Source organism: Alteromonas algae (assembly GCF_049117195.1).
In the GTDB taxonomy this organism is placed as follows: domain Bacteria; phylum Pseudomonadota; class Gammaproteobacteria; order Enterobacterales; family Alteromonadaceae; genus Alteromonas.
In genome coordinates this window covers 661,320-681,668 of sequence record NZ_CP185260.1, presented here as the reverse complement: position 1 = coordinate 681,668, position 20,349 = coordinate 661,320, and the positions used below count along the sequence as shown (strand labels likewise).

16 protein-coding genes are annotated in these 20,349 nt (G+C 45.7%); 7 read left to right on the top strand and 9 right to left on the bottom strand.

The features are described 5' to 3' along the window. Positions 1 to 15: 15 nt before the first annotated feature. Positions 16 to 1,272, bottom strand: a complete 1,257-nt coding sequence (locus ACOJRU_RS03045; protein ID WP_421133582.1) for an ectonucleotide pyrophosphatase/phosphodiesterase — start codon at positions 1,270 to 1,272, stop codon at positions 16 to 18. Between the two features lie 40 nt (positions 1,273 to 1,312). Beyond that, positions 1,313 to 2,326: a tRNA (adenosine(37)-N6)-threonylcarbamoyltransferase complex transferase subunit TsaD gene (tsaD, locus tag ACOJRU_RS03040; RefSeq protein WP_421134703.1), complete on the bottom strand. Its 1,014-nt coding sequence runs from the start codon at positions 2,324 to 2,326 to the stop codon at positions 1,313 to 1,315. 352 nt (positions 2,327 to 2,678) lie between these two features. On the opposite strand from tsaD, the gene rpsU reads away from it, so the two are divergent. The 4 genes from rpsU (at position 2,679) to rpoD (ending at position 7,505) form a co-directional block, all read left to right on the top strand. Next, complete coding sequence (rpsU, locus tag ACOJRU_RS03035; RefSeq protein WP_012517258.1) at positions 2,679 to 2,894, top strand: 30S ribosomal protein S21; 216 nt, start codon at positions 2,679 to 2,681, stop codon at positions 2,892 to 2,894. Between the two features lie 99 nt (positions 2,895 to 2,993). Next, on the top strand, positions 2,994 to 3,440 hold the full coding sequence (locus ACOJRU_RS03030) for a GatB/YqeY domain-containing protein (RefSeq protein ID WP_421133581.1): 447 nt from the start codon (positions 2,994 to 2,996) through the stop codon (positions 3,438 to 3,440). A gap of 121 nt (positions 3,441 to 3,561) precedes the next feature. After that, positions 3,562 to 5,343 carry a DNA primase gene (dnaG, locus tag ACOJRU_RS03025; RefSeq protein WP_421133580.1) on the top strand — a complete coding sequence of 594 codons (1,782 nt, stop codon included), beginning with the start codon at positions 3,562 to 3,564 and terminating at the stop codon, positions 5,341 to 5,343. 332 nt (positions 5,344 to 5,675) lie between these two features. Next, entirely contained in the window at positions 5,676 to 7,505 is a 1,830-nt protein-coding gene (gene rpoD / locus ACOJRU_RS03020) for an RNA polymerase sigma factor RpoD (protein WP_421133579.1), read from the top strand. Between the two features lie 188 nt (positions 7,506 to 7,693). Here the strand turns inward: rpoD and ACOJRU_RS03015 are convergent, their stop codons facing one another. The 5 genes from ACOJRU_RS03015 to ACOJRU_RS02995 form a co-directional block, all read right to left on the bottom strand. Further along, positions 7,694 to 9,313: a methyl-accepting chemotaxis protein gene (locus ACOJRU_RS03015; RefSeq protein WP_421133578.1), complete on the bottom strand. Its 1,620-nt coding sequence runs from the start codon at positions 9,311 to 9,313 to the stop codon at positions 7,694 to 7,696. A 158-nt stretch (positions 9,314 to 9,471) separates the two neighbouring features. Next, on the bottom strand, positions 9,472 to 10,653 hold the full coding sequence (locus ACOJRU_RS03010; protein ID WP_421133577.1) for a topoisomerase IV: 1,182 nt from the start codon (positions 10,651 to 10,653) through the stop codon (positions 9,472 to 9,474). A gap of 30 nt (positions 10,654 to 10,683) precedes the next feature. Beyond that, positions 10,684 to 11,088 (bottom strand): phosphate ABC transporter substrate-binding protein, encoded by a 405-nt coding sequence (locus tag ACOJRU_RS03005; RefSeq protein ID WP_421133576.1) that lies wholly within the window; start codon positions 11,086 to 11,088, stop codon positions 10,684 to 10,686. A gap of 580 nt (positions 11,089 to 11,668) precedes the next feature. Then, positions 11,669 to 14,776: an efflux RND transporter permease subunit gene (locus tag ACOJRU_RS03000; protein WP_421134702.1), complete on the bottom strand. Its 3,108-nt coding sequence runs from the start codon at positions 14,774 to 14,776 to the stop codon at positions 11,669 to 11,671. Positions 14,777 to 14,780: 4 nt separating this feature from the next. Continuing rightward, on the bottom strand, positions 14,781 to 15,842 hold the full coding sequence (locus tag ACOJRU_RS02995) for an efflux RND transporter periplasmic adaptor subunit (RefSeq protein ID WP_421133575.1): 1,062 nt from the start codon (positions 15,840 to 15,842) through the stop codon (positions 14,781 to 14,783). A 149-nt stretch (positions 15,843 to 15,991) separates the two neighbouring features. On the opposite strand from ACOJRU_RS02995, the gene ACOJRU_RS02990 reads away from it, so the two are divergent. The 3 genes from ACOJRU_RS02990 to ACOJRU_RS02980 all read left to right on the top strand — a co-directional run bounded on the left by ACOJRU_RS02990 (position 15,992) and on the right by ACOJRU_RS02980 (position 18,597). Beyond that, positions 15,992 to 16,522, top strand: coding sequence for an NUDIX hydrolase (locus tag ACOJRU_RS02990; RefSeq protein ID WP_421133574.1), 531 nt, complete (start codon positions 15,992 to 15,994; stop codon positions 16,520 to 16,522). A gap of 73 nt (positions 16,523 to 16,595) precedes the next feature. Continuing rightward, complete coding sequence (locus ACOJRU_RS02985; RefSeq protein WP_421133573.1) at positions 16,596 to 17,363, top strand: class II aldolase/adducin family protein; 768 nt, start codon at positions 16,596 to 16,598, stop codon at positions 17,361 to 17,363. Between the two features lie 49 nt (positions 17,364 to 17,412). Next, entirely contained in the window at positions 17,413 to 18,597 is a 1,185-nt protein-coding gene (locus ACOJRU_RS02980) for a mandelate racemase/muconate lactonizing enzyme family protein (protein WP_421133572.1), read from the top strand. A gap of 58 nt (positions 18,598 to 18,655) precedes the next feature. On the opposite strand, the gene ACOJRU_RS02975 is transcribed toward ACOJRU_RS02980, so the two are convergent. Further along, a complete protein-coding gene (locus tag ACOJRU_RS02975) occupies positions 18,656 to 19,525 on the bottom strand; it encodes an amidohydrolase family protein (protein ID WP_421133571.1) in 870 nt (289 codons plus the stop codon). Positions 19,526 to 19,534: 9 nt separating this feature from the next. Beyond that, on the bottom strand, positions 19,535 to 20,284 hold the full coding sequence (locus ACOJRU_RS02970) for an SDR family NAD(P)-dependent oxidoreductase (RefSeq protein ID WP_421133570.1): 750 nt from the start codon (positions 20,282 to 20,284) through the stop codon (positions 19,535 to 19,537). Positions 20,285 to 20,349 lie beyond the last annotated feature (65 nt).

Sequence of the window (20,349 nt, the reverse complement as noted above, 5' to 3'; positions counted from 1 at the left end):
TTTGTGAAAGGTGTTCTACTCTGTCAACGCCTGTTTCAACACCGAGATTTCTGCATCAACGGGGGTTAGCAAGCCTAGCCCAAGAATATCTGCAATTGTTGGATAGATTTCTAAATTACTGAATTCGCCAATGACTTTCCCCTCATGAAAACTAGGCCCTGCTGCAACAAACAATGCCCCCATATCAGGGTGCGTGTTGACGTAACCGTGCCCTCCCTTGCTGACATGACTAGGTTGCGCAGAAACAAATCGCGCTGGCGGCGCAATTTCCACAACGAGATCACCCGTTCTTGACGACGCAGAAAAGTGCCTCATTGCGCGCGCTGCTTCGCTCAATACTTGAAAGCGTCCATTTGCAATGTTGCTAAGGCGTTTTCTCTCTGCTTCAACCTCATCATGTGTAACGCCGGGCTTAGCATAGATACTGATTTGTGCCCCTTCATTTTCATAGACAAAGGTGTCAGGAATGTTCAGCTCTGTATCACTAAGTTGCTGTGTGTCATCGACAGGGGTCATGCCATGATCTGAGACAATGATAAGGTCGACATTAATAGGCAGCGCCTTTAATTTGTTGTAAAAATCACCGACAAGCTTATCGAGTTTTTGCACTGCTGCGCGCGTTTTAGCCGACGTTGGGCCCTCATCATGCCCTACCGTATCGATGAGCGAAAAATAGCCTGCAATGAATGTAGGGCGAGCAACCTTAGGCAATGAGAGCCACGTTAACATTTGCTGTACCCGCTGTTCGTAGTCAGCATATTTTGAATAGTGATAATGGTATGTGGGGGTTGCACCACCAATACGCGCGTCTGACTCCGGCCAGAAAAACGTCGCTGCCTTACCCCCGTTAAACTCAACAAGGTTCCACAGTGGCGTGGCATTTATCCAAGTGCTATCGTCTTTGCCTAACCCTAAACGATATCGACTGTACTTGCCTTTTCTTATTCTGTCTTTGTCATAAAACGCATTGTTTACGATACCGTGGTTGGTAGGGTGTAAGCCGGTTACAATCGAAATGTGGTTTGGAAACGTGTTAGCGGGATATACCGGCTGCATAGACGTAGCGCGAACCCCTTCATCTGCTATACGCTTTATATTTTTTGCATCGTGCAAATCGATATAGTCGTGTCGAAACCCATCTAAAGATAACAATACGACGTGTTTTACAGCCTCTTGGTTTTTGACGATATCACCATCAACACTTGCAGCCTGTGCGCCGCGAAACAAAACAAAAGAAAGCCCCACCAGTAGATAAAAAGATAAACGCTGCATAACGTACCCTTGCTCCGGTCAAAAATAGTGTCGTAAACGTTTAAATTGCACTTAACGAATCAAGCGGCCAACGAGGTTTTGCTTGCGAGGAAAGCGCGAGGGTTTCTCCTGCTTTCAATCGCTGCATACCTGCATAAGCGATCATCGCACCATTATCCGTACAGTACGCCAAGCTTGGATAAAATACCTCGCCTTGCATCGACGCCATCAGTGTTTTCATTTTTTCACGAAGCATTGTATTTGCACTTACGCCGCCAGCGATAACAAGACGTTTCATTCCGGTCTGCTTTAACGCACGCTTACATTTGATAATAAGGGTGTCAATCACCGCTTCTTGAAACGCATAAGCAATATTTGCCTTCGTTTGCTCGCTACCATCAGCCGCTCTGATGGTGTTGGCAGCAAATGTTTTTAACCCGCTAAAACTAAAATCTAAGCCTGGACGGTCTGTCATTGGCCTTGGAAACTTATAATGACCGGGCTCACCTTTTTCTGCCAATTTGGCTAGCAAAGGACCGCCTGGGTAGTCTAGACCCAATAATTTCGCTGTTTTATCAAATGCTTCACCAGCTGCATCGTCAATAGATTCACCAAGCACTTCATACCGGCCAATACCTTCAACGTTAACCAGCATGGAATGACCACCCGACACTAACAGAGCAATGAAAGGAAACGCCGGCGCATCGTCTTCTAGCATCGGCGCAAGCAAATGTCCTTCCATATGATGAACACCCACCGCAGGCACGCCCCATGCGTAGGCTAGTGAGCGCCCTACCGACGACCCCACTAACAATGCGCCTACCAGTCCGGGCCCTCGCGTAAACGCGATACCGTCGATATCTGACGGTGTACTGTTTGCGTCTTTAAGGGCTTTTTCGATAAGCGGAACTATCTTTCTTACGTGATCACGTGAGGCCAGCTCGGGGACAACGCCACCATAATCAGCGTGCAATTTAACCTGGCTATAAAGCTCGTGAGACAGCAATCCTTGGTGATCGTCGTAAACGGCGATCCCCGTTTCATCACAGGACGTTTCTATTCCTAATATACGCATGGTGTAGAGCCTTTCAACAAAGTTTCTGATATTGGTTGCACTAATCACTGGCGATCCTTGACGATCGCAGGTAAAATCTCGCCGCCGCGAATACATGATGTCTTTTTTCAAAGAAATAGTTGTTGTTTTGCAGGGCTAGGTCTCAATTAATGAGCGCAGAGTTTACCTGTAAACCCTTATTCTTGGAATGCTGATTAAGTTAATTAGGTTATATTGGCTATTTTTTAGCAATTCGTCCTTTACTTTTTCTGTAGATATGATTAGAATTTCGCACCATTTTTAACCCGGGTGGCCTTTTTTAGCGCACAATTTACCCGGAATTACACAGCAAAAGTTTTGAGGTGAGTGTTTAATGCCTATCGTTAAAGTTAGAGAAAACGAGCCGTTTGATGTAGCGCTGCGTCGTTTTAAGCGTTCTTGTGAAAAAGCAGGTGTACTTTCAGAAGTACGTCGTCGTGAATTCTTCGAAAAGCCTACTTGGGAACGCAAGCGTAAGAAAGCAGCTGCGAAGAAGCGTCATCTGAAGAAGCTAGCTCGTGAAAACGCACGTCGCGTAAAACTCTACTAAAACAGGGTTACTCTACGAGTTTGAAAGGTGTTGCATTTGCAGCACCTTTTTCGTTTCTGGGTCTATAAAATTACAACCATTACCATCTAGGAAAGTATTATGGCGTTAATCGACGACTTAAAATCTGCCCAAAAAGATGCAATGCGAGCAAAAGACAAGCTTCGTCTGGGTACCATTCGCATGGCACTTGCAGCCATCAAGCAAAGAGAAATTGACGAGCAAATCACATTAGACGATACAGCAATACTGGCTGTATTGATTAAAATGGTTAAGCAGCGTCAAGATGCCGCATCACAATTCGATGCCGCTAACCGCGAAGACTTGTCATCTAAAGAGCGAGAAGAAATTGTCGTGTTAGAAGACTTTCTTCCACAACCGCTAAGCGATGATGAAATTGCTACGCTTATCAATGAAGCCATGGCCGCCACGAGCGCGTCTGGCATGCAAGATATGGGTAAAGTAATGGGCGTGTTGAAACCGAAGGTTCAAGGCAGAACCGATATGGGCGCCTTGAGCGGAAAAATTAAAGCGCGACTTAACGCTTAACTCGCGCTTTTTTTACCATCATGCCTGATGAAGAGGGTAGTCAACGATAAATGTTGTCTACCATTCTCATTTCTTAACTTCCCTGTTAAAGTGTTGCTCGTTTTATTTATTTGAACTTCTTATGGCCGGAAAGATACCTCGCGATTTCATTGATGATTTACTCTCTCGCACCGACGTTGTTGATGTTGTTGACAGTAGAGTAAAACTCAAAAAAGCAGGTAAGAACTACCAAGCCTGCTGTCCGTTTCACAACGAAAAGTCCCCTTCTTTTACCGTTAGCCAAGACAAACAGTTTTATCACTGCTTTGGATGCGGCGCTCATGGCAACGCCATTTCATTTATGATGGAGTTTGATCGCTTAGAGTTTGTAGAAGCGATTGAAGAGCTTGCGCGTTTTCACGGGTTAGAGGTACCGCGAGAGAAAGGTGCTCGGCCTGCAATGAGCGAGGAAAAGAAGCAGCAGCAACAAGATGACTATACGCTGATGGAGAACGTTACCCGTTTTTTTCAACAGCAGCTTCGGCAAAACAGCAAGAGCAAAAAAGCAATAGACTATTTAAAACAGCGAGGGCTTAGCGGCGATATCGTTAAGCAGTGGGAAATAGGCTATGCGCCCGACAGCTGGGACGCAGTGTTATCGGCCTTTGGCACAGACGCCGCGCGCGTTAAGCAGCTTATCGACTTGAAGCTGGTTAACCAAAATGATCAGGGACGTCGTTACGACTTTTTCCGCGACCGCATCATGTTTCCTATACGTGATAAACGAGGACGCGTGGTTGGATTCGGCGGTCGTGTGCTTGATGACGGTGGTCCAAAATATCTCAACTCTCCTGAAACCCGTATCTTTCACAAAGGGCATGAGCTCTTTGGATTTTACCATACCCGTCAGCAAAACCGGCAGCTTGACCATATTATGGTGGTTGAGGGGTACATGGACGTTGTCGCACTCAGCCAGTTTGATATTAACATAGCAACCGCTGCACTCGGCACTGCGACGACACCTGAACATATTCAGATGTTAGTGCGCGCTACCCCACATATTGTCTGTTGTTATGACGGCGACCGTGCAGGACGTGAAGCCGCGTGGCGAGCTTTAGAAAACGCACTTCCCTCGCTAAAAGATGGCGTAAGGCTCTCGTTTTTGTTTCTTCCCGATGGTGAAGACCCCGACACCATGGTAAGAAAAGTCGGTAAAGCAGATTTTCTTTCTCTTCTTGATAATGCTATGCCGCTCTCACGGTTCTTTTTTGAGAACCTACTGAAAACCCATAGTATTGGTACCGCCGAAGGAAAAATTGCTCTGAAAAAGGCTGCAATGCCGTTGATCGAGAGCACACTGGGTCAAGACCAAAAGCAGATGTTGCTCGAAGAGTTAGCCAAGCATACCGGCGAGTTCGACCGGTTTAAACTTCAACAAGACATTTCTAAGGCAAACGGTAGCGCAGGCAAACCCGGGTATTCAGCAAACAAACATCAAGTGGGTAAGGCGCGCCTCTCTCCGCTTAGAATGCTTATTCGTTTACTACTAGATAACCCATCTTTAGCGATAGCGTGTGATGAGGTTCAGCCTAGTATTTTTGCAGGAAGTGATGCTGCAGGCATGGATTTACTTCAAGACGTTCATGCGTATTGTGCTGCCTACCCGTCGGCCACCACTGCCCAGCTAGTTGAAAACTTCCGTAATCATCCCCATTCTACTACTATCGCGAAATTACTGTTACAAGAACACCTTGTAAATGATGAGGACGCAAGCCGAGTATATAGCGACAGTTTTGCTCGACTCCTCGATTGGCATTTTGACAGCCGTATTGAAACATTAATTTCTCGCTCACGGGTTCAACCGCTTACCAAAGCGGAAAAGGAAGAACTGAACCTGTTGATGAAAGAGCGACAGAAAAGTTGACCACTAGGTCGATGGTCTGTCTTGACAAAAGCTGGCTAAAAAATCAGCCACCAATCTGGTAAAACCACTGGTACTTCTGCTATACTGGCGTATTCGCTGCACGAATAAGAAACACCTAAACGTGAACAAAATGGCAGCAAGACAAGTAGCAAAGATATAGCCGAACAAATCGGGCAAAACCAAACCCGAGCAGATGTGCACCGTGAAAATGTCACGTGGCATCGTGCGAAAGCGGCATTGATGCAACAGCAGTACTACAGAAGAGGGGAACATGCTTCGTGCATTGTTGTCTTTCTATTGCAAACTAATTGAATGTGAGAAGTGTAGGTTATATGGCGCAAAGCAAGCAGTCTCAGATTAAGCTCCTGATTGCAAAGGGTAAAGAGCAAGGGTATTTGACCTTTGCAGAAGTTAACGACCACCTGCCGCAAGATATCGTCGATTCTGATCAAATCGAAGATATTATCCGCATGATCAACGACATGGGAATTCAAGTTTCTGAATCAGCACCTGATTCGGATGAGCTTCTTATGCAAGAAGCAACAGCTGATGAAGACGCAGCTGAAGCAGCGGCTCAGGCATTGGCAACGGTTGAAAGTGAAATTGGCCGTACTACCGACCCTGTGCGCATGTATATGCGTGAGATGGGTACCGTTGAACTATTAACACGTGAAGGCGAAATTGAAATCGCCAAGCGTATTGAAGACGGGATCAACCAGGTACAATGCTCAGTTGCAGAATATCCTGAAGCGATAACGTACTTGCTAGACCAATGGGATTTGTATGAAGCAGAAGAAATTCGCATAAGCGATATTATCTCTGGCTTTGTCGATCCTAATGAAGAACAAGACCTTGCTCCTACTGCTACGCACGTCGGTTCTGAGTTATCGGAAGAAGAACTCGATGACGAAGATGATGACGACGATGACGATGATGAAGAAGAAGATACAGGCGTAGATCCTGAGCTTGCTCGTGCTAAATTTGGTGCGTTGCGAGACCAGTACATTAAAGCACGCGATGTAATTGAGAAGAAAGGTCGTTCTCACGCTGCTGCGCGCGAGCAGATAAACGCATTAAGCGAAGTGTTTAAAGAATTCCGCCTTGTTCCTAAGCAATTCGATCGTATGGTTAAAAACATGCGTGCGATGATGGAAAAAGTAAGAATTCAAGAACGCTTGGTCATGAAGTTCTGCGTTGTTAACGCCAAAATGCCTAAGAAAGATTTCATCAAGGCATTCGCTGGAAATGAAACGTCTACCGCATGGTTGCACAAAGCAGTTAAAGCCAAAACGGCTTACTCTGATGCCTTAGCGACCAACCAAGAAGAAATTGAACGCTGTATCAGCAAAATGAACCAGGTTGAACAAGAAACCGGGTTGGTTATTTCTGATATAAAAGATATTAACCGTCGTATGTCGATTGGCGAAGCGAAAGCACGCCGCGCGAAGAAAGAGATGGTTGAAGCTAACTTACGTCTTGTTATTTCAATCGCTAAGAAGTACACAAACCGTGGTTTACAATTCTTGGACCTTATCCAAGAAGGTAATATCGGTTTGATGAAAGCGGTCGATAAGTTTGAATACCGTCGTGGTTATAAGTTTTCAACGTATGCTACATGGTGGATTCGTCAGGCTATCACTCGCTCAATCGCCGACCAGGCTCGTACTATCCGTATTCCAGTACACATGATTGAGACGATTAACAAGCTAAACCGTATCTCGCGTCAAATGCTTCAAGAAATGGGTAGAGAGCCTACACCGGAAGAATTGTCTGAGCGCATGTTAATGCCTGAAGATAAGATCCGTAAGGTCCTTAAAATTGCAAAAGAGCCTATTTCGATGGAAACGCCTATCGGTGACGATGAAGATTCACATCTTGGTGACTTTATCGAGGACAGCACGATTATTCAGCCCCTCGATTCAGCGACTGGCGGTAGCCTTAAAGGTGCAACGCAAGAAGTTCTTGCTGGGTTAACCGCACGTGAAGCTAAAGTACTTCGTATGCGTTTCGGTATCGATATGAACACCGACCATACACTTGAAGAAGTAGGTAAGCAGTTTGACGTTACGCGTGAGCGTATTCGTCAGATTGAAGCAAAGGCATTACGTAAACTACGTCATCCTAGCCGCTCTGAGCAACTACGCAGTTTCTTAGACGAATAAGACAACGTGGTAATACCAATAACATAATCAAAATCCCCTGCTTGTCAGGGGATTTTTTTATGTGGCAATCCACCATTAGCTTTTCTGACAATGTGGCCTAGTGGTATTTCCTCATTGGCGCAGATACAAAAACGCCCCAGTTAATGGGGCGCTTTTTTTTACTATTGTTACGTTGAATGAGCCGTCTGTTACACTCTAAACTGCTTAGCAATTGACTCTAAGTGTTGTGCTAAATCGGCTAACTCATTACACATAGTACCCAGTTCGCCAGAGCGACTCGCGGTTTGTTCGGTACGCTCATGAATTTCATCAACGTGACGCACAATGTCTACCGCTACCGTACGCTGGTCTTCGGTGTTATGCGCAATCTGTTCGTTCATTTGGTTAATACGTCCAATCGTACTGGTAATGGTTTCTAAGCTAACGCCCGCTTTATTAGCCGTATCAACGCTGCTGCCTGCTTGCTCAGTCCCTCTCGCCATTACTTCAACCGCAGAATGTGCTGCATTTTGTAGTTGCTCTATAGTGCTTTGAATTTCTTCTGTCGATTGCTGCGTTCTAGAGGCAAGCGTACGTACCTCATCAGCAACCACTGCAAACCCTCTACCTTGCTCACCAGCACGCGCCGCCTCGATAGCCGCGTTTAGCGCCAGTAAGTTGGTTTGTTCAGCAATACCTTTAATAACGTCTAGTACCGAGCCCACTTTGTTTGAGTCAGACTCTAAACGCGCGATTACATCGGCCGTTTCACGCACGTTGTCGGCTAGCTGCTGAATACTCGACACCGTTTGCTGCACAATTTGACGGCCTTCGCTTGCCGCGCTCGTCGCTTCGTTCGCGTCTCCTGCCGCTTGCGCTGCGCTATGCGCTACACCGTCTACTGACCCGCTCATTGTATCAACGGCACGCTTCGCGTTGGTCGCAGACTGCTGTTGAACGTCAATCGTGCGCTGCGTTTCCTCGGTAAGACCGCGAAGGTTCTGTGCAAGATTTGAAAGAGGCAGGCTTGCTTCTACTACGTCTTTTACCACGCCTTGAAGTTTATCCATAAATTGGTTGAACCAGTGTACCAGGTCACCAATCTCATCTTCACTGTTAGTAGCGATACGAACCGTTAAGTCGCCGTTTTCCTGCGCGATGTCTTTTAACGAACGCACCACATCGTCGATACTTTTCTTTATCCCTCTAACAATAGGAATAGCCGTTGCGAACAAGAGTAACGTTACCACGATTGTCATCAGCACACCGGTGCTTATAAGCGACGTGTTGGCCGAATCAGTATTTTCAAAAGACTTTTCAAAGGCTGCTTGTTGCTCATCTCTAAAACGCGTCATTGCCGCAATAACCGCGTCATAAGAACTGTTCATTTCAGATGAAAGCTGCCCGAGTCGGCTAAAATCAGCGGTACCATTTACCATTGATTGCGACACATCAAACGCAGTATCAAAGTACGTGTCAAAACCGTCTGAAATTTTTGAAATATCACCACGAAATTCTGGACTGATATTAGCAATACGGTCTAACCCCGATTTTGCTTCGGTTACCAAATCTTTCGCAGCTTGCAATGTATCTTGGTCACCGGTGGTTACCGCGCTACTTAATGTATCGCGTACTTTTTGCATTTCGACTAATGTAGATGCCGACAGTTGCAAAGCAGGAAACTGCACTTTTTGTACTTTTTCAAGAATATCGCCATTGTTTAACGCGGTGTAAATGGTGATGAGCAAGTAAATAATAAAGCTCAAAGCCGCTATTCCCGGTATTAAGAAGATTTTTGTCGCTATAGGCATTTTCTTCAAAAAGTTCATTTGCAATCTCACTGTTACGTCGTTTCAATGGCGCTTGGACTAACGCTGTCCGTAATGCGACCCTATTATTATATATCTTCTAAATGTTGAAAAACTTTAGAAAAAATTCACGCTTATCGCAAACGATAAGCGTGAATAAGCGGTAACGTAAATGTAACTTAGAACGTGTAGTTCAAGCCAACGCGAAGCAACGTAGCGTCGTTAGCATCATTCAGCTGGTCTCCATACCACGTTACGTCAGCTTTTAGCGCGAAACCTGGTTCTACGTCGTAACGAAGACCCGCGGTTACCGCATCTACATCGAGGGCTTGCTGCGCCGCGATACCTGAAGCAATTTGATAAACACCAGCCCATGTTGCATCAGTTACTGCATCACCGGTTGCAATTGTCGGTGGTAGTGCAGCCACTAGACCTAGTTGAGCAGCATTATCACCCTCTTCACGCTCATAGGTAATATGCGGTGTGAACTTACCGAAACGCATACCCGCTGTTACATACCATGCTTTGTTGTCGGCAATAATAGCGCCATCAACTTCGGTTTGCGTATATTCAGCACCAATGAACCAGTCGTATTTATCAATATCTACGGCAACTTCAAAGAACGTACCGGTATCTTCATCTACACTAAAACCGGCGGCAGCAGTGCTCGCTGATGGAATGAATGCGCCAAACGCCGCAACACCATCTACAAATGCGTCAAACTCTTCGTTTGCTGCGCTTGTCTTACCGCGTGCAACAAGTGTTCTTGCACTAAACCAGTCTCTTGTTACTTCAAATGACAGAGCAAGTACATTTTCAAGCTCTAGTGCCGCAGGTGTTCCAGAGATTGTAGTATCAGCTTGTACACGACCTGTTGTGAACTGCGCGCCATATTCCCAATCACCAGAATAATTTGAGTAATCTATGCGCACACCGTCTATATTATTAAAGTCGATGCCATAAACAGAATCTGGCGGTGTAAGCCAATGGTAAGAGTAACCAACATCGAGTGACGCTGAATACTTAAACAATGGCATACGAAGACGACCTGCACTGATGCTTGTTGTATTGCTAAGCGCATAAGTCATGTATGCCCACTCGAAGTCGGCGCTATAATCATCACGGCCACGACCCACAAGCTGTGCAGTCGCAGATAGTTTGTCGCTTACTTCGCCACGAACTTGTAGACCAAACACACTGGCTGGGTCAAAGTTAAAGTCGCTGTCATAATCGTATACAGATTCATTGTCATCTAACGTCATACCACCGATGAGGTTAGCGAATCCATTGATTTGGACATCTGCAAAAGACGGCGCAGCCACTACACTGGCAATTGATAAAAGTGCTAATTTGGTTTTCATACGTATTCCTTAAATTCTCTAAGCTAGTAGTTAAAATGTAGCCACAACACGAACGGTATCGTTCACTGCGCCAGCATCAACGTAACCAATTGCGCCAGGATTACCTGCCACATCAGCAATAACAGCAGCGTCGTTAGCTAATGCTTTAGGAGGCTGCCCTTTTCCAGTGAATACTAGCTTAGACCAAAATGCGGTAAGTTGAGACGCCGACTTTTTAAGTACTTTGTCGTTAAACTCATCTGTCGCAGGTGAACCTTCAGCAAGCGCAACAGGCGTTGCTTGCGTACCACCAGGGAAAGCTTTTGCTTTATTCAAAAATAGACGGCTTATTGAATCTTTGTCCAATGCGTCACCATTACTTGGATGAACAATTACTGCGACATCGGCGAATGCCATGCTGCTGCATAACGTTGCAGCAAGTAACCATATTTTCATTGTGTGTCCTCAAGAGTATTACGTTACTAAAGTAGGAGCTTTCATCACTCTCTTGTCATTTTAATACTGCTTTATCTTCGGCATTGCACCTTCACGGCACAGCAGAAATACAACTGACATAAGTATTAGCGAAGAACAATAATTTTGCCAATTCATCAGGTATATAGATTGCAAATATTAAAAGTACAAGCGCTTCAGTGGTGTGAAAGCGGTAATATTTGGCGTGCAGTTTAAGGCACTTGATAAGATAAACAATTATACTAAAAGACTATTTTCAAACTTACGTTTGAAAATACATACGCCTGCACATTGCATCAGGGTAACGAAAGAAACAAAGTCTCTATTAATCAAAACCTTGAAAAAATTCACACACAAAAACGCGCTCAAAAAAACGCCAGAAAGGTATAAATAAGAATAAGTATTAAGATGTATTCTTTGCAAAAAATCGCATTAAATTTGTGCCGAAATGGACATATGCGACAATATTGACTGTTTATCGCATAGGATCAAAAAAGGAAGCGCAATGCTTCCTTTTTTCACTTAAGCTAAAAACAACCATGCCGACAACACACGACGCAGGTTATTCCTCTCCTTTCTTATAAGGAATAGCGTCATTGAGTTTTTCAATTTCATGTGTTCGCTGTAACGGAGAGCCTGTGCTTCTAGCCAACCAACTATAAGCCGTTGGCACAACATAAAGTGTCATAAACGCAGAAACTAACACGCCAGCGAAAATGACCATACCAATCACCATTCGGCTTTCAGCTCCTGGTCCGGACGCCAGCACGAGGGGCAATGAACTAAACACTGTAGTAAACCCGGTCATCACAATAGGCCTTAGCCTTTGCGTCGCCGCTCGTTTAAGGGCAGCTTCGAACTCTAAGCCCGCATCTCGCAATTGGTTAGCAAACTCTACAATTAAAATACCATTTTTGGCTGCAAGACCAATTAACATGACCAGCCCTATTTGGCTGTAAATGTTTAAGGTCATGTCTGCGAAGTATAACCCTATAAATGCACCTACTAACGCAAGTGGCACCGTTAACATGATGACGAGTGGGTGGATCCAGCTTTCAAATTGTGCAGCCAAGATTAAGTAGGTGACCGCAAGCGCTAAAATAAATACGTAAACGAACGAGTTCCCCGCCTCTTGATATAGCTGCGACTCACCCTTGTAATCGATTGACGCCGTGTCTGGCAATTCTGTTCTTACAATATTTTCTAACTCGGCAAGCGCATCGCCTAAGGTAAAGCCGTCTGCAAGGTTTGCAGAAATAGTAATAGCACGCATTCTATTGTAACGATTTAGTCTTGACGACGTTGCTTGCTCTGAGAAAGACAACAAATTGTCCATTGGAATAAGCTCGCCGGTTCTTGATGAACGAACATACAAGTTATCTATACTATTTGGGCTTCTGAAATCGTCTTCGATGCCTTCGATGATGACATCATACTCCTCGCCTCTGTCGAGGAATGTTGATACACGACGCTGACCTAACATGACCTCTAAAGTCCTGCCAATATCGCTTATAGACACGCCCAGGTCTGCTGCTCGGTCTCTGTCGATATTCACCAGCAACTGCGGCGACGTTTCCTTGTAATCAGAATCTAAACGCACGAAATTTGGGTTTTCAGGCGCCTTATTCATGACGATATTTCGCCATTCAACTAAGTTCTCATAGGTATCACCTTGCAGCACGAACTGGACAGGACGACCAAACCCTCCTCCTGAAATACCGCTTCGCATGATTGCAAACGCTCTAACGTCAGGCACTTGGGTAAGCTTGCCACTAATTTCATTCATAAGGTCGAACGTGCTGAAATCTCGTTCATCCCAATCAGCCGTGCCAACAATAGCAATACCAGCATTTCCACCGAAACCTGGTGTTCTAACCAATAGCCTATTGATTTTACCGCTTTCGCGGTAGGGCATCAGCACGTCTTCGATTTGCTTCAAGTTTGAGGCATTACTTTCAAAGCTTGCCCCTTCTTGCGCATTCATCAAAATAAAGAAGTTACCTCTATCTTCTCGAGGTACAAATTCGCTCGGAATTTTTTCTGATAGTTGTACCGTTGCAATGACCGCAACAATAAGTAATACAACCATTAATAACGGCTGATGTAAGGTTTTTGCTAAGCTTTTAAAATAACGGGCTTCTATGCCTCGAAACCCTTTATCCATCCACGCACCAAAACCTGATGAACGCTCTCGCTTCTTCAAAATTTTTGATGCCATCATGGGTGAAAGTGTTAGCGCAGTGAAGCTTGAAAACGCCACCGCAGCGGCGATGGCGAGTGCAAATTCAGTGAATAGCCTGCCTATATTTCCTTCAAGGAAAACTAAGGGCACAAATACGGATATCAACACTAATGTGGTCGCAATAACGGCAAACCCAACCTCTCTTGCTCCTCGGTAAGCGGCAAGAATAGGTGGCTCTCCCATCTCAATTCGGCGGTAAACATTTTCAAGTACTACAATGGCATCATCGACGACCAACCCGATAGCTAATACCATCGCGAGTAATGTCAGTAGGTTAATGGAGAAACCTAACGTATACATCACAATAAAGGCACCAATCAGTGACACGGGGACCGTTACCGCAGGAATTAGGGTTGCACGAATATTACCCAAGAATACATAGATGACTATAACCACCATAAGCATAGCAATAGCCAATGTCTCATAGACTTCATTTATCGACGCTTCGATAAATACAGACGAGTCATAGCTAGGCACGATAAAGATGTTATCCGGTAGGCTCTCTTCAATTTTCGCAACTTGTAACTTTGCTGCACGGGCAACGTCTAGTGTGTTGGCTTTTGATTGCTTGATAATACCCAAGCCAATCATGTTAACGCCGTCGCCACGGAATTCTGTTTCGTCGTCTTCGGCTGCAAGTTCGACGGTGGCCAACTCACCTAAACGGACCAAATACCCGTTATCGTCTACGGCTACGGTAAGGGCCGCGAAATCATCCGGGGTCAAGAACGTTCGTGCGACTCTTACTTCAAAATTTCTATCTGTCGACTCTACTTCTCCAGCCGGTAGCTCGACATTCTCTGCTCGAATGACACTTTCAACATCGGCTACTGTTATGCCGCGCGCCGCCATCGCATTTCTATCTAAAAATACTTTCATGGCATAACGTCGACCACCGCCGATTTGAACCCGTGCTACGCCATCAACGATGGACAGTCGGTCTACCAAGAAGCGTTCTGCGTAATCGGTAAGTTCCATGGTGTTTAAGTTCGTACTTCGTAGGTTGTACCACACCACAGCACTTTCGTCTGAGTTTGCTTTTGATACCTCAGGCGGATCGGCTTGATCGGGTAAATTGTTAAGTGCTCGGCTAACGCGCTCTCGTACGTCGTTTGCCGCGGCATCAATATCTCGAGACAGCTTAAACTCAATCGTGATGTCTGAACGGCCATTGCGCGAAGTAGACGTGATATTTTTTATCCCCTCAATACCGCTTATTCTGTCCTCTAGCAGTTGGGTAATTCGGGTCTCAACAATATTCGCCGATGCGCCTGTGTACGTTGTGTTGACAGAAACGATAGGAGGGTCAATGTCAGGGTACTCTCTTAACGAAAGCATAGACACCGCGACCACACCAAAAATAATAAGGAGTAGGTTGGCAACGGTAGCAAAAACCGGGCGTTTTACAGAAATATCCGAAAGCAACATACGCTTATACCCCGTCGCTTTCGCTAATGACTGACACTGGAGATTGGTCACGTACTCTTAGCGTTCCCTCGGTAATGACTGCGTCTCCTTCATTCAAGCCCGACAAGATTTGAACGATGCCTGGGCGACGTTCACCTAACACCACTTCTCTTTCGTAAGCAACATTGTCTTTTACGACATAAATAAACTGTTTATCTTCAACTGGCACCAGTGCTTTTTCTGGGATCACCAACGTATTGAGCACCTTTTTTTCAACGACAATGGTTAACAACATGCCGGGGCGAAGCTTGCTATCTTGGTTATCAATGGTTGCTCGAACTTGAATAGCGCGGCTTATGGGGTCAAGCCTGGTATCAATATTAGAAATAACACCATTAAACACTTCAGACGGATAGGCAACAGACGTAGCAGCAATACTCTGCCCTTTCTCAAGGCTTGCCAACTGATTTTCTGCGACACTAAAATCAACCTTAACAATACTAATATCATCCAATGTGGTGATAACATCAGCGGGGCGAACAAGCGAACCTTTACTGACCGCCCTCACCCCTAAAAGTCCATTAAAAGGTGCACGGATTTGCATGTCATCGAGCTGCGCTAAAGCAACATCTAGCTGCGCTTCTAACGCTTTCACTCTCGCCTGTTGTTCATCGAGGAGTTGCTCAGATGCTGCACTTGACTGCCTTAAGTCAGTAATCCGTGAAAACTGCCGTTTTGCTTCTGCAATATTTGCTTTGAGCTCTTCTACGCGGGCAAGCTCTTCTTGATTATTCAACTGAATAAGGACATCACCACTTTTTACACGGTCTCCATCATCAAAGTTAACCGACCGAATCGTTTCTGTCACTTGGGCGGTAATCGTCACCGACTCGTTTGCTGTCGCCGTTCCGAGCGATTCAATAGTAATGGCCAAGGCCTGTTGACGGGCTACCGTGGTTTTGACCGGCGTTGCTTTGGCGCTATATGCTTTACTTTGCTCTTCAGCGGGAAGGTTTAGATACACAACCACCGCAGCCAACAACACCACCGCGATCATCAGCGGAGAAAAACTCGAACGTGAAAACATAACCTTTCCTATTGGTAAAAGTACGCCGCGTGATACATTACCCGCGTTACGCTAACCTTTGGCATTAAATGCAGTAGCTGATGTGCTATCGTTCTATCGCCAAGGCTTTTTATTGTTTCTTTTATATACGTAGTATTTTACCTAAACTAATGCATATCAATTTTCGCTTATCATTCATTTTGGTAGTTTTAACGCTTTTGGGCTGTGATGCTGAGCCTCCCTCCTCGCCTGCGTGCCGAAACGTGCTGCAACATGATGAATTTACCTCCTCATTATCTCGTGCAGCAGGGTGCGTCATTGTGACTGAAGGTAAAATGCTATTTATCACCCATCGGTTATCTGGGAAGTTAGATATTCCGGGCGGTGGGCAGGATGATAATGAATCATTAGCCTGTACTGCGCATCGAGAAACCTGGGAAGAAACAGGGTTTAATGTAGAGGTGAATGATGTAGTAGGTACAACGTCAAAGGGTATGACGCTGTTTTCCTGCCATCTTGATGCAGGTATTGCAAAGCTACCCGACGCCTTCGCGCCACCGCCATGGAGAAAAATAGAAGTCATCTCGCTTCAAAAACACGACCCCTTCACGCTTACGCATGATGCGCTTCGCTTTCCTGATGATCTTATTCCATTGCGAGATGCTTTTATAGTGCATGATGATATAAGCAAGAAGCATTAATGTAGTGAGAATTGTTGTGTGTTATTACGCGCTTTGGTAATTTCGTTAACCGTGTAACCTATGGAGACCCATCTTGTTTTCACTTCCTACAATCAGCCTAAAGGGCAAAGTATCTGACGAAGAGTGGAAAACCCGAATCGATTTAGCTGCCTGCTATCGTTTAGTGGCGGACATGCGATGGGGCGACCTTATTTATACGCATATTTCAGCAAAAGTCCCCGGCACCGAACATTATTTGGTTAATGCCTTCGGGTTGACGTTTGACGAGGTCACCGCGTCGAATCTTGTCAAAGTTGACTTAGATGGCACGATATTAGATGACACCCCTTATGGCATCAATCCAGCGGGGTTCACCATCCACAGTGCCATTCACGAGGTGCGCCACGATGCGCAGTGCGTTATCCACCTGCACACGCTTGCGACTATCTCTGTTGCGTCGGTAAAAGGCGGATTACGCCCCTGGAGCCAATACTCGTTATTTTCATTGCCGTCATTGTCTTACCACGGATACGAAGGGCTTGCCGTCAATGAAAGCGAGAAAAAGCAACTTCAGCGTGACTTGGGCGACACCAATCATATGCTACTTCCCAATCATGGAGGCTTAACGCTTGGCCCTACCGTTGGAGATGCGTTTATGCGCTTTTATGATTTACAACGAGCCTGTGAGATCCAGTTAGCATTGATGCAGTCAAATGAAGACGTTATATCGATACCTGACCCAATTATTGACGGTATCTATGAACAAGCGAAAGTGGTCCACAGTGGTGAGACTGGCGGCCAAAAGGCGTGGCCCGCTATGCTGCGAAAAGCCTATAAACTAGACCCACAGTTTTGTGAATAACATAGCGCGTGTTATCACAGTCACATAATAACCAATTGAGAAAGCTCTAATGAAAGTAACCAAAGTTGAAATATTTGATATTGAATGCCCGAAGCGCCCTCAGTGGAACCCGGTTTTTGTGCGTGTTTATACCGATGAGGGCATTACTGGCGTAGGCGAAGCTGGCCTTGCCTACGACTGGGGCCATAGCGCTGCCGCGCACATGATAAAAGAAATTGCCGAAGCGATGCTTATTGGTTTTAACCCGTTTCATACTGAATTGTTATGGTCACGTATGCTACGCGAGGGTTTTTGGGGACTAGGTGGCGGCCCGGTCATTTATGCCGCAATGAGCGCTATCGATACCGCCTTATGGGACATTAAAGGAAAAGCCCTTGGTTTGCCTGTTTATGAGCTGTTAGGCGGAAAAACCAATGGTAAGTTGCGAAGCTATGCGAGCCAGCTTCAGTTCGATTGGGACGCTGAAGTGACCAAGCTCAACGACCCCGCAGATTATGCCAGAGCCACAGAGAAAGCATTAAAAGACGGATATGATGCGGTAAAAGTAGACCCAATTGTCTACGACAAAGATGGCAATACGCACTTTGACAGAACGAAACTGTTTTCTAAGCCAGAGCTTAAGCTGTTCAAAGCGCGCTTACAGGCCATTAGAGACACTATGGGTGATGACGGTGACATTATCTTTGAATGTCATAGTTTACTTGGTGCCTCTACTGCCATTCAGCTTGGCAGTATTGTGGAAGAAATTGGGTGCTTGTATTACGAAGAGCCCGTTAACTATTTAAATTCGAAGCTTCACGATAAAGTGGCGAAAAACGTTAACGTTCCTATCGCTGGAGGCGAGCGCTTGTACCATCGTTGGGATGTTCGCCCGTATTTAGAAGACCAATCTATTGACGTTTTACAACCCGATGTCGGGTTATGCGGCGGTTTTACCGAAGCGAAAAAGGTCTGTGATTATGCCGATATCTACGACGTAAGAATTCAAGCCCATGTATGTGGAGGCCCAGTGGCCACTGCCGCAAGCTTGCATTTAGAAACCGCTATTCCCAACTTCTTAATTCACGAGCATCATACGTACGCGATTAAAGAATGGAACCGCGAGCTGTGTCTTCAAGACCCACAGCCTGTTAACGGTTTCATTGAAGCACCAGATACGCCGGGATTGGGCATAGACCTTAACGACGAAATAGTCTATCGCTCACCACACATGACGATTACCGAACTAAAGTAATGTAAAACGAAAATCAAAAGGCCGCGTATAAACGCGGCCTTTTGGGTATCGCCCATCTTTATGTCATGCGGTACCAGCGTGATGCGTTGTCTGACAACACCCGTTGTTGACTATCGGGGGGCATGCTTTCAACAAGGGAGCCATAGAATTGCCATAAGGTATGGTAGCTCGTGCGCCATTGGCAAAGCGGAAAGTTGCTTGCAAACATAAGTTTATCGTCTGCCACCTGTTCAAGCAGGTCATGAATAATGCAGGACACTGCATCTCGCTGCCACCTTCTATCTTGCATTTCCCAACCGGACATTTTTATCGCTACACGCTCGTGCGAGCCTAGCAATTGTATATGCTGCCGCCAACGCTTGAAACGCAAGCTATTTGCTTTGCCTTCACAAAGCGGTGCCTCACCCGCATGATTAATGACAACGCGCAGTGTAGGCGCATAGTCTAATATGTTAAGTAACGCTTTTACCGCATTGCTATCGCTTACATCAAACTGTGCATCAAACGATAACTGCCGATTTGCCATGGCGTTTAACGTATGTTTTGCCTTAGGGTGAGTTAATATCTCTTTGGCTTGTCCATCAAGAATATGGCGAAGCCCAACCACGGAGGTAAAGCTATTCAAAGCATCTATATGGCTTAACGCATCAACGGACAACAAGTCGATTGCCCCGACCGCTTTAAATGGCAGCGTACAGTGTGCGTTAAGGTAATGTATTTCGCGCCACGGCTGGGCATTGTCGAAACCGGCCTCGATATGCACAAAGCTGGCTAACCGATGGCGGCCCGCGCGACGTAAATCTATCTCATTAACAGGCACTGCGATTGCGTCTTTATCTTTCCAAAAAGGAGGATTGGCGCTTTTTAACCAATCGTAATGCCCTTGCGACAACGCAAAAAAATGAATGTGAGGGTCGGTAAACGTCATAAACATACCTTATTGCGCAGTGTAACCACCATCTACCGCGTACAAGCTTCCAGTGATAAAACTGCTTTTATCACTGCACAAAAAGTACGTAAGTTCTGCGACATCCTCAGGTTGACCTAAGCGCCCGATAGGCTGTGCGGCAGCTTCCTCGGCGACGACATCTTTCTTATCGACACCGGCTTTAGCAACGTAGTTGTCTATTGCGTTATGAAAAAGCGGGGTCTCTATCGTGCCGGGGCACACGGCATTTGCCCGAATATTATAGGGTGCATAGTCTAACGCGGTGGTCTTTGCTATTGACGCTAGCGCAGATTTAGTCAACGCGTAGGCAAAAGAATTTCGCTTACCAATAAAAGACTGGTCAGAGCCCATGACAACAATAGCGCCTCGTTGCTGCGTTTTCATTGTTGGCAACGTCGCTTTTATTGCCGCGTAAGCGCCTTTAACATTGAGGCTGAATACCGCATCTAACAACGCTTCATCAGTTTGTTCAATAGTGGCAGAAACATGTTTCCCCGCATTACAAACCAGCGCATCGACCTTGCCGTATGTTGCGACAATGTCTTCGATTGCCGCCGTTACTTCAGACACCTGGCTTACATCACAAGACTTCCACTCACACCGCATTGGTGTGGCTTCAAAATCTCGTAAGTCGAGATTCACCACATGATAGCCTTCCCGTGAAAATGTCTGACAGACGGCTAAACCAATGCCTAAGCTCCCCCCGGTCACGATACAAACAGGTGTGTTTTTTTCCACTTCTTCACCTTTATCCAATGCGCGTTGATACGTTGCTTTGGCGCATGCAACTTAAAATAATGGCA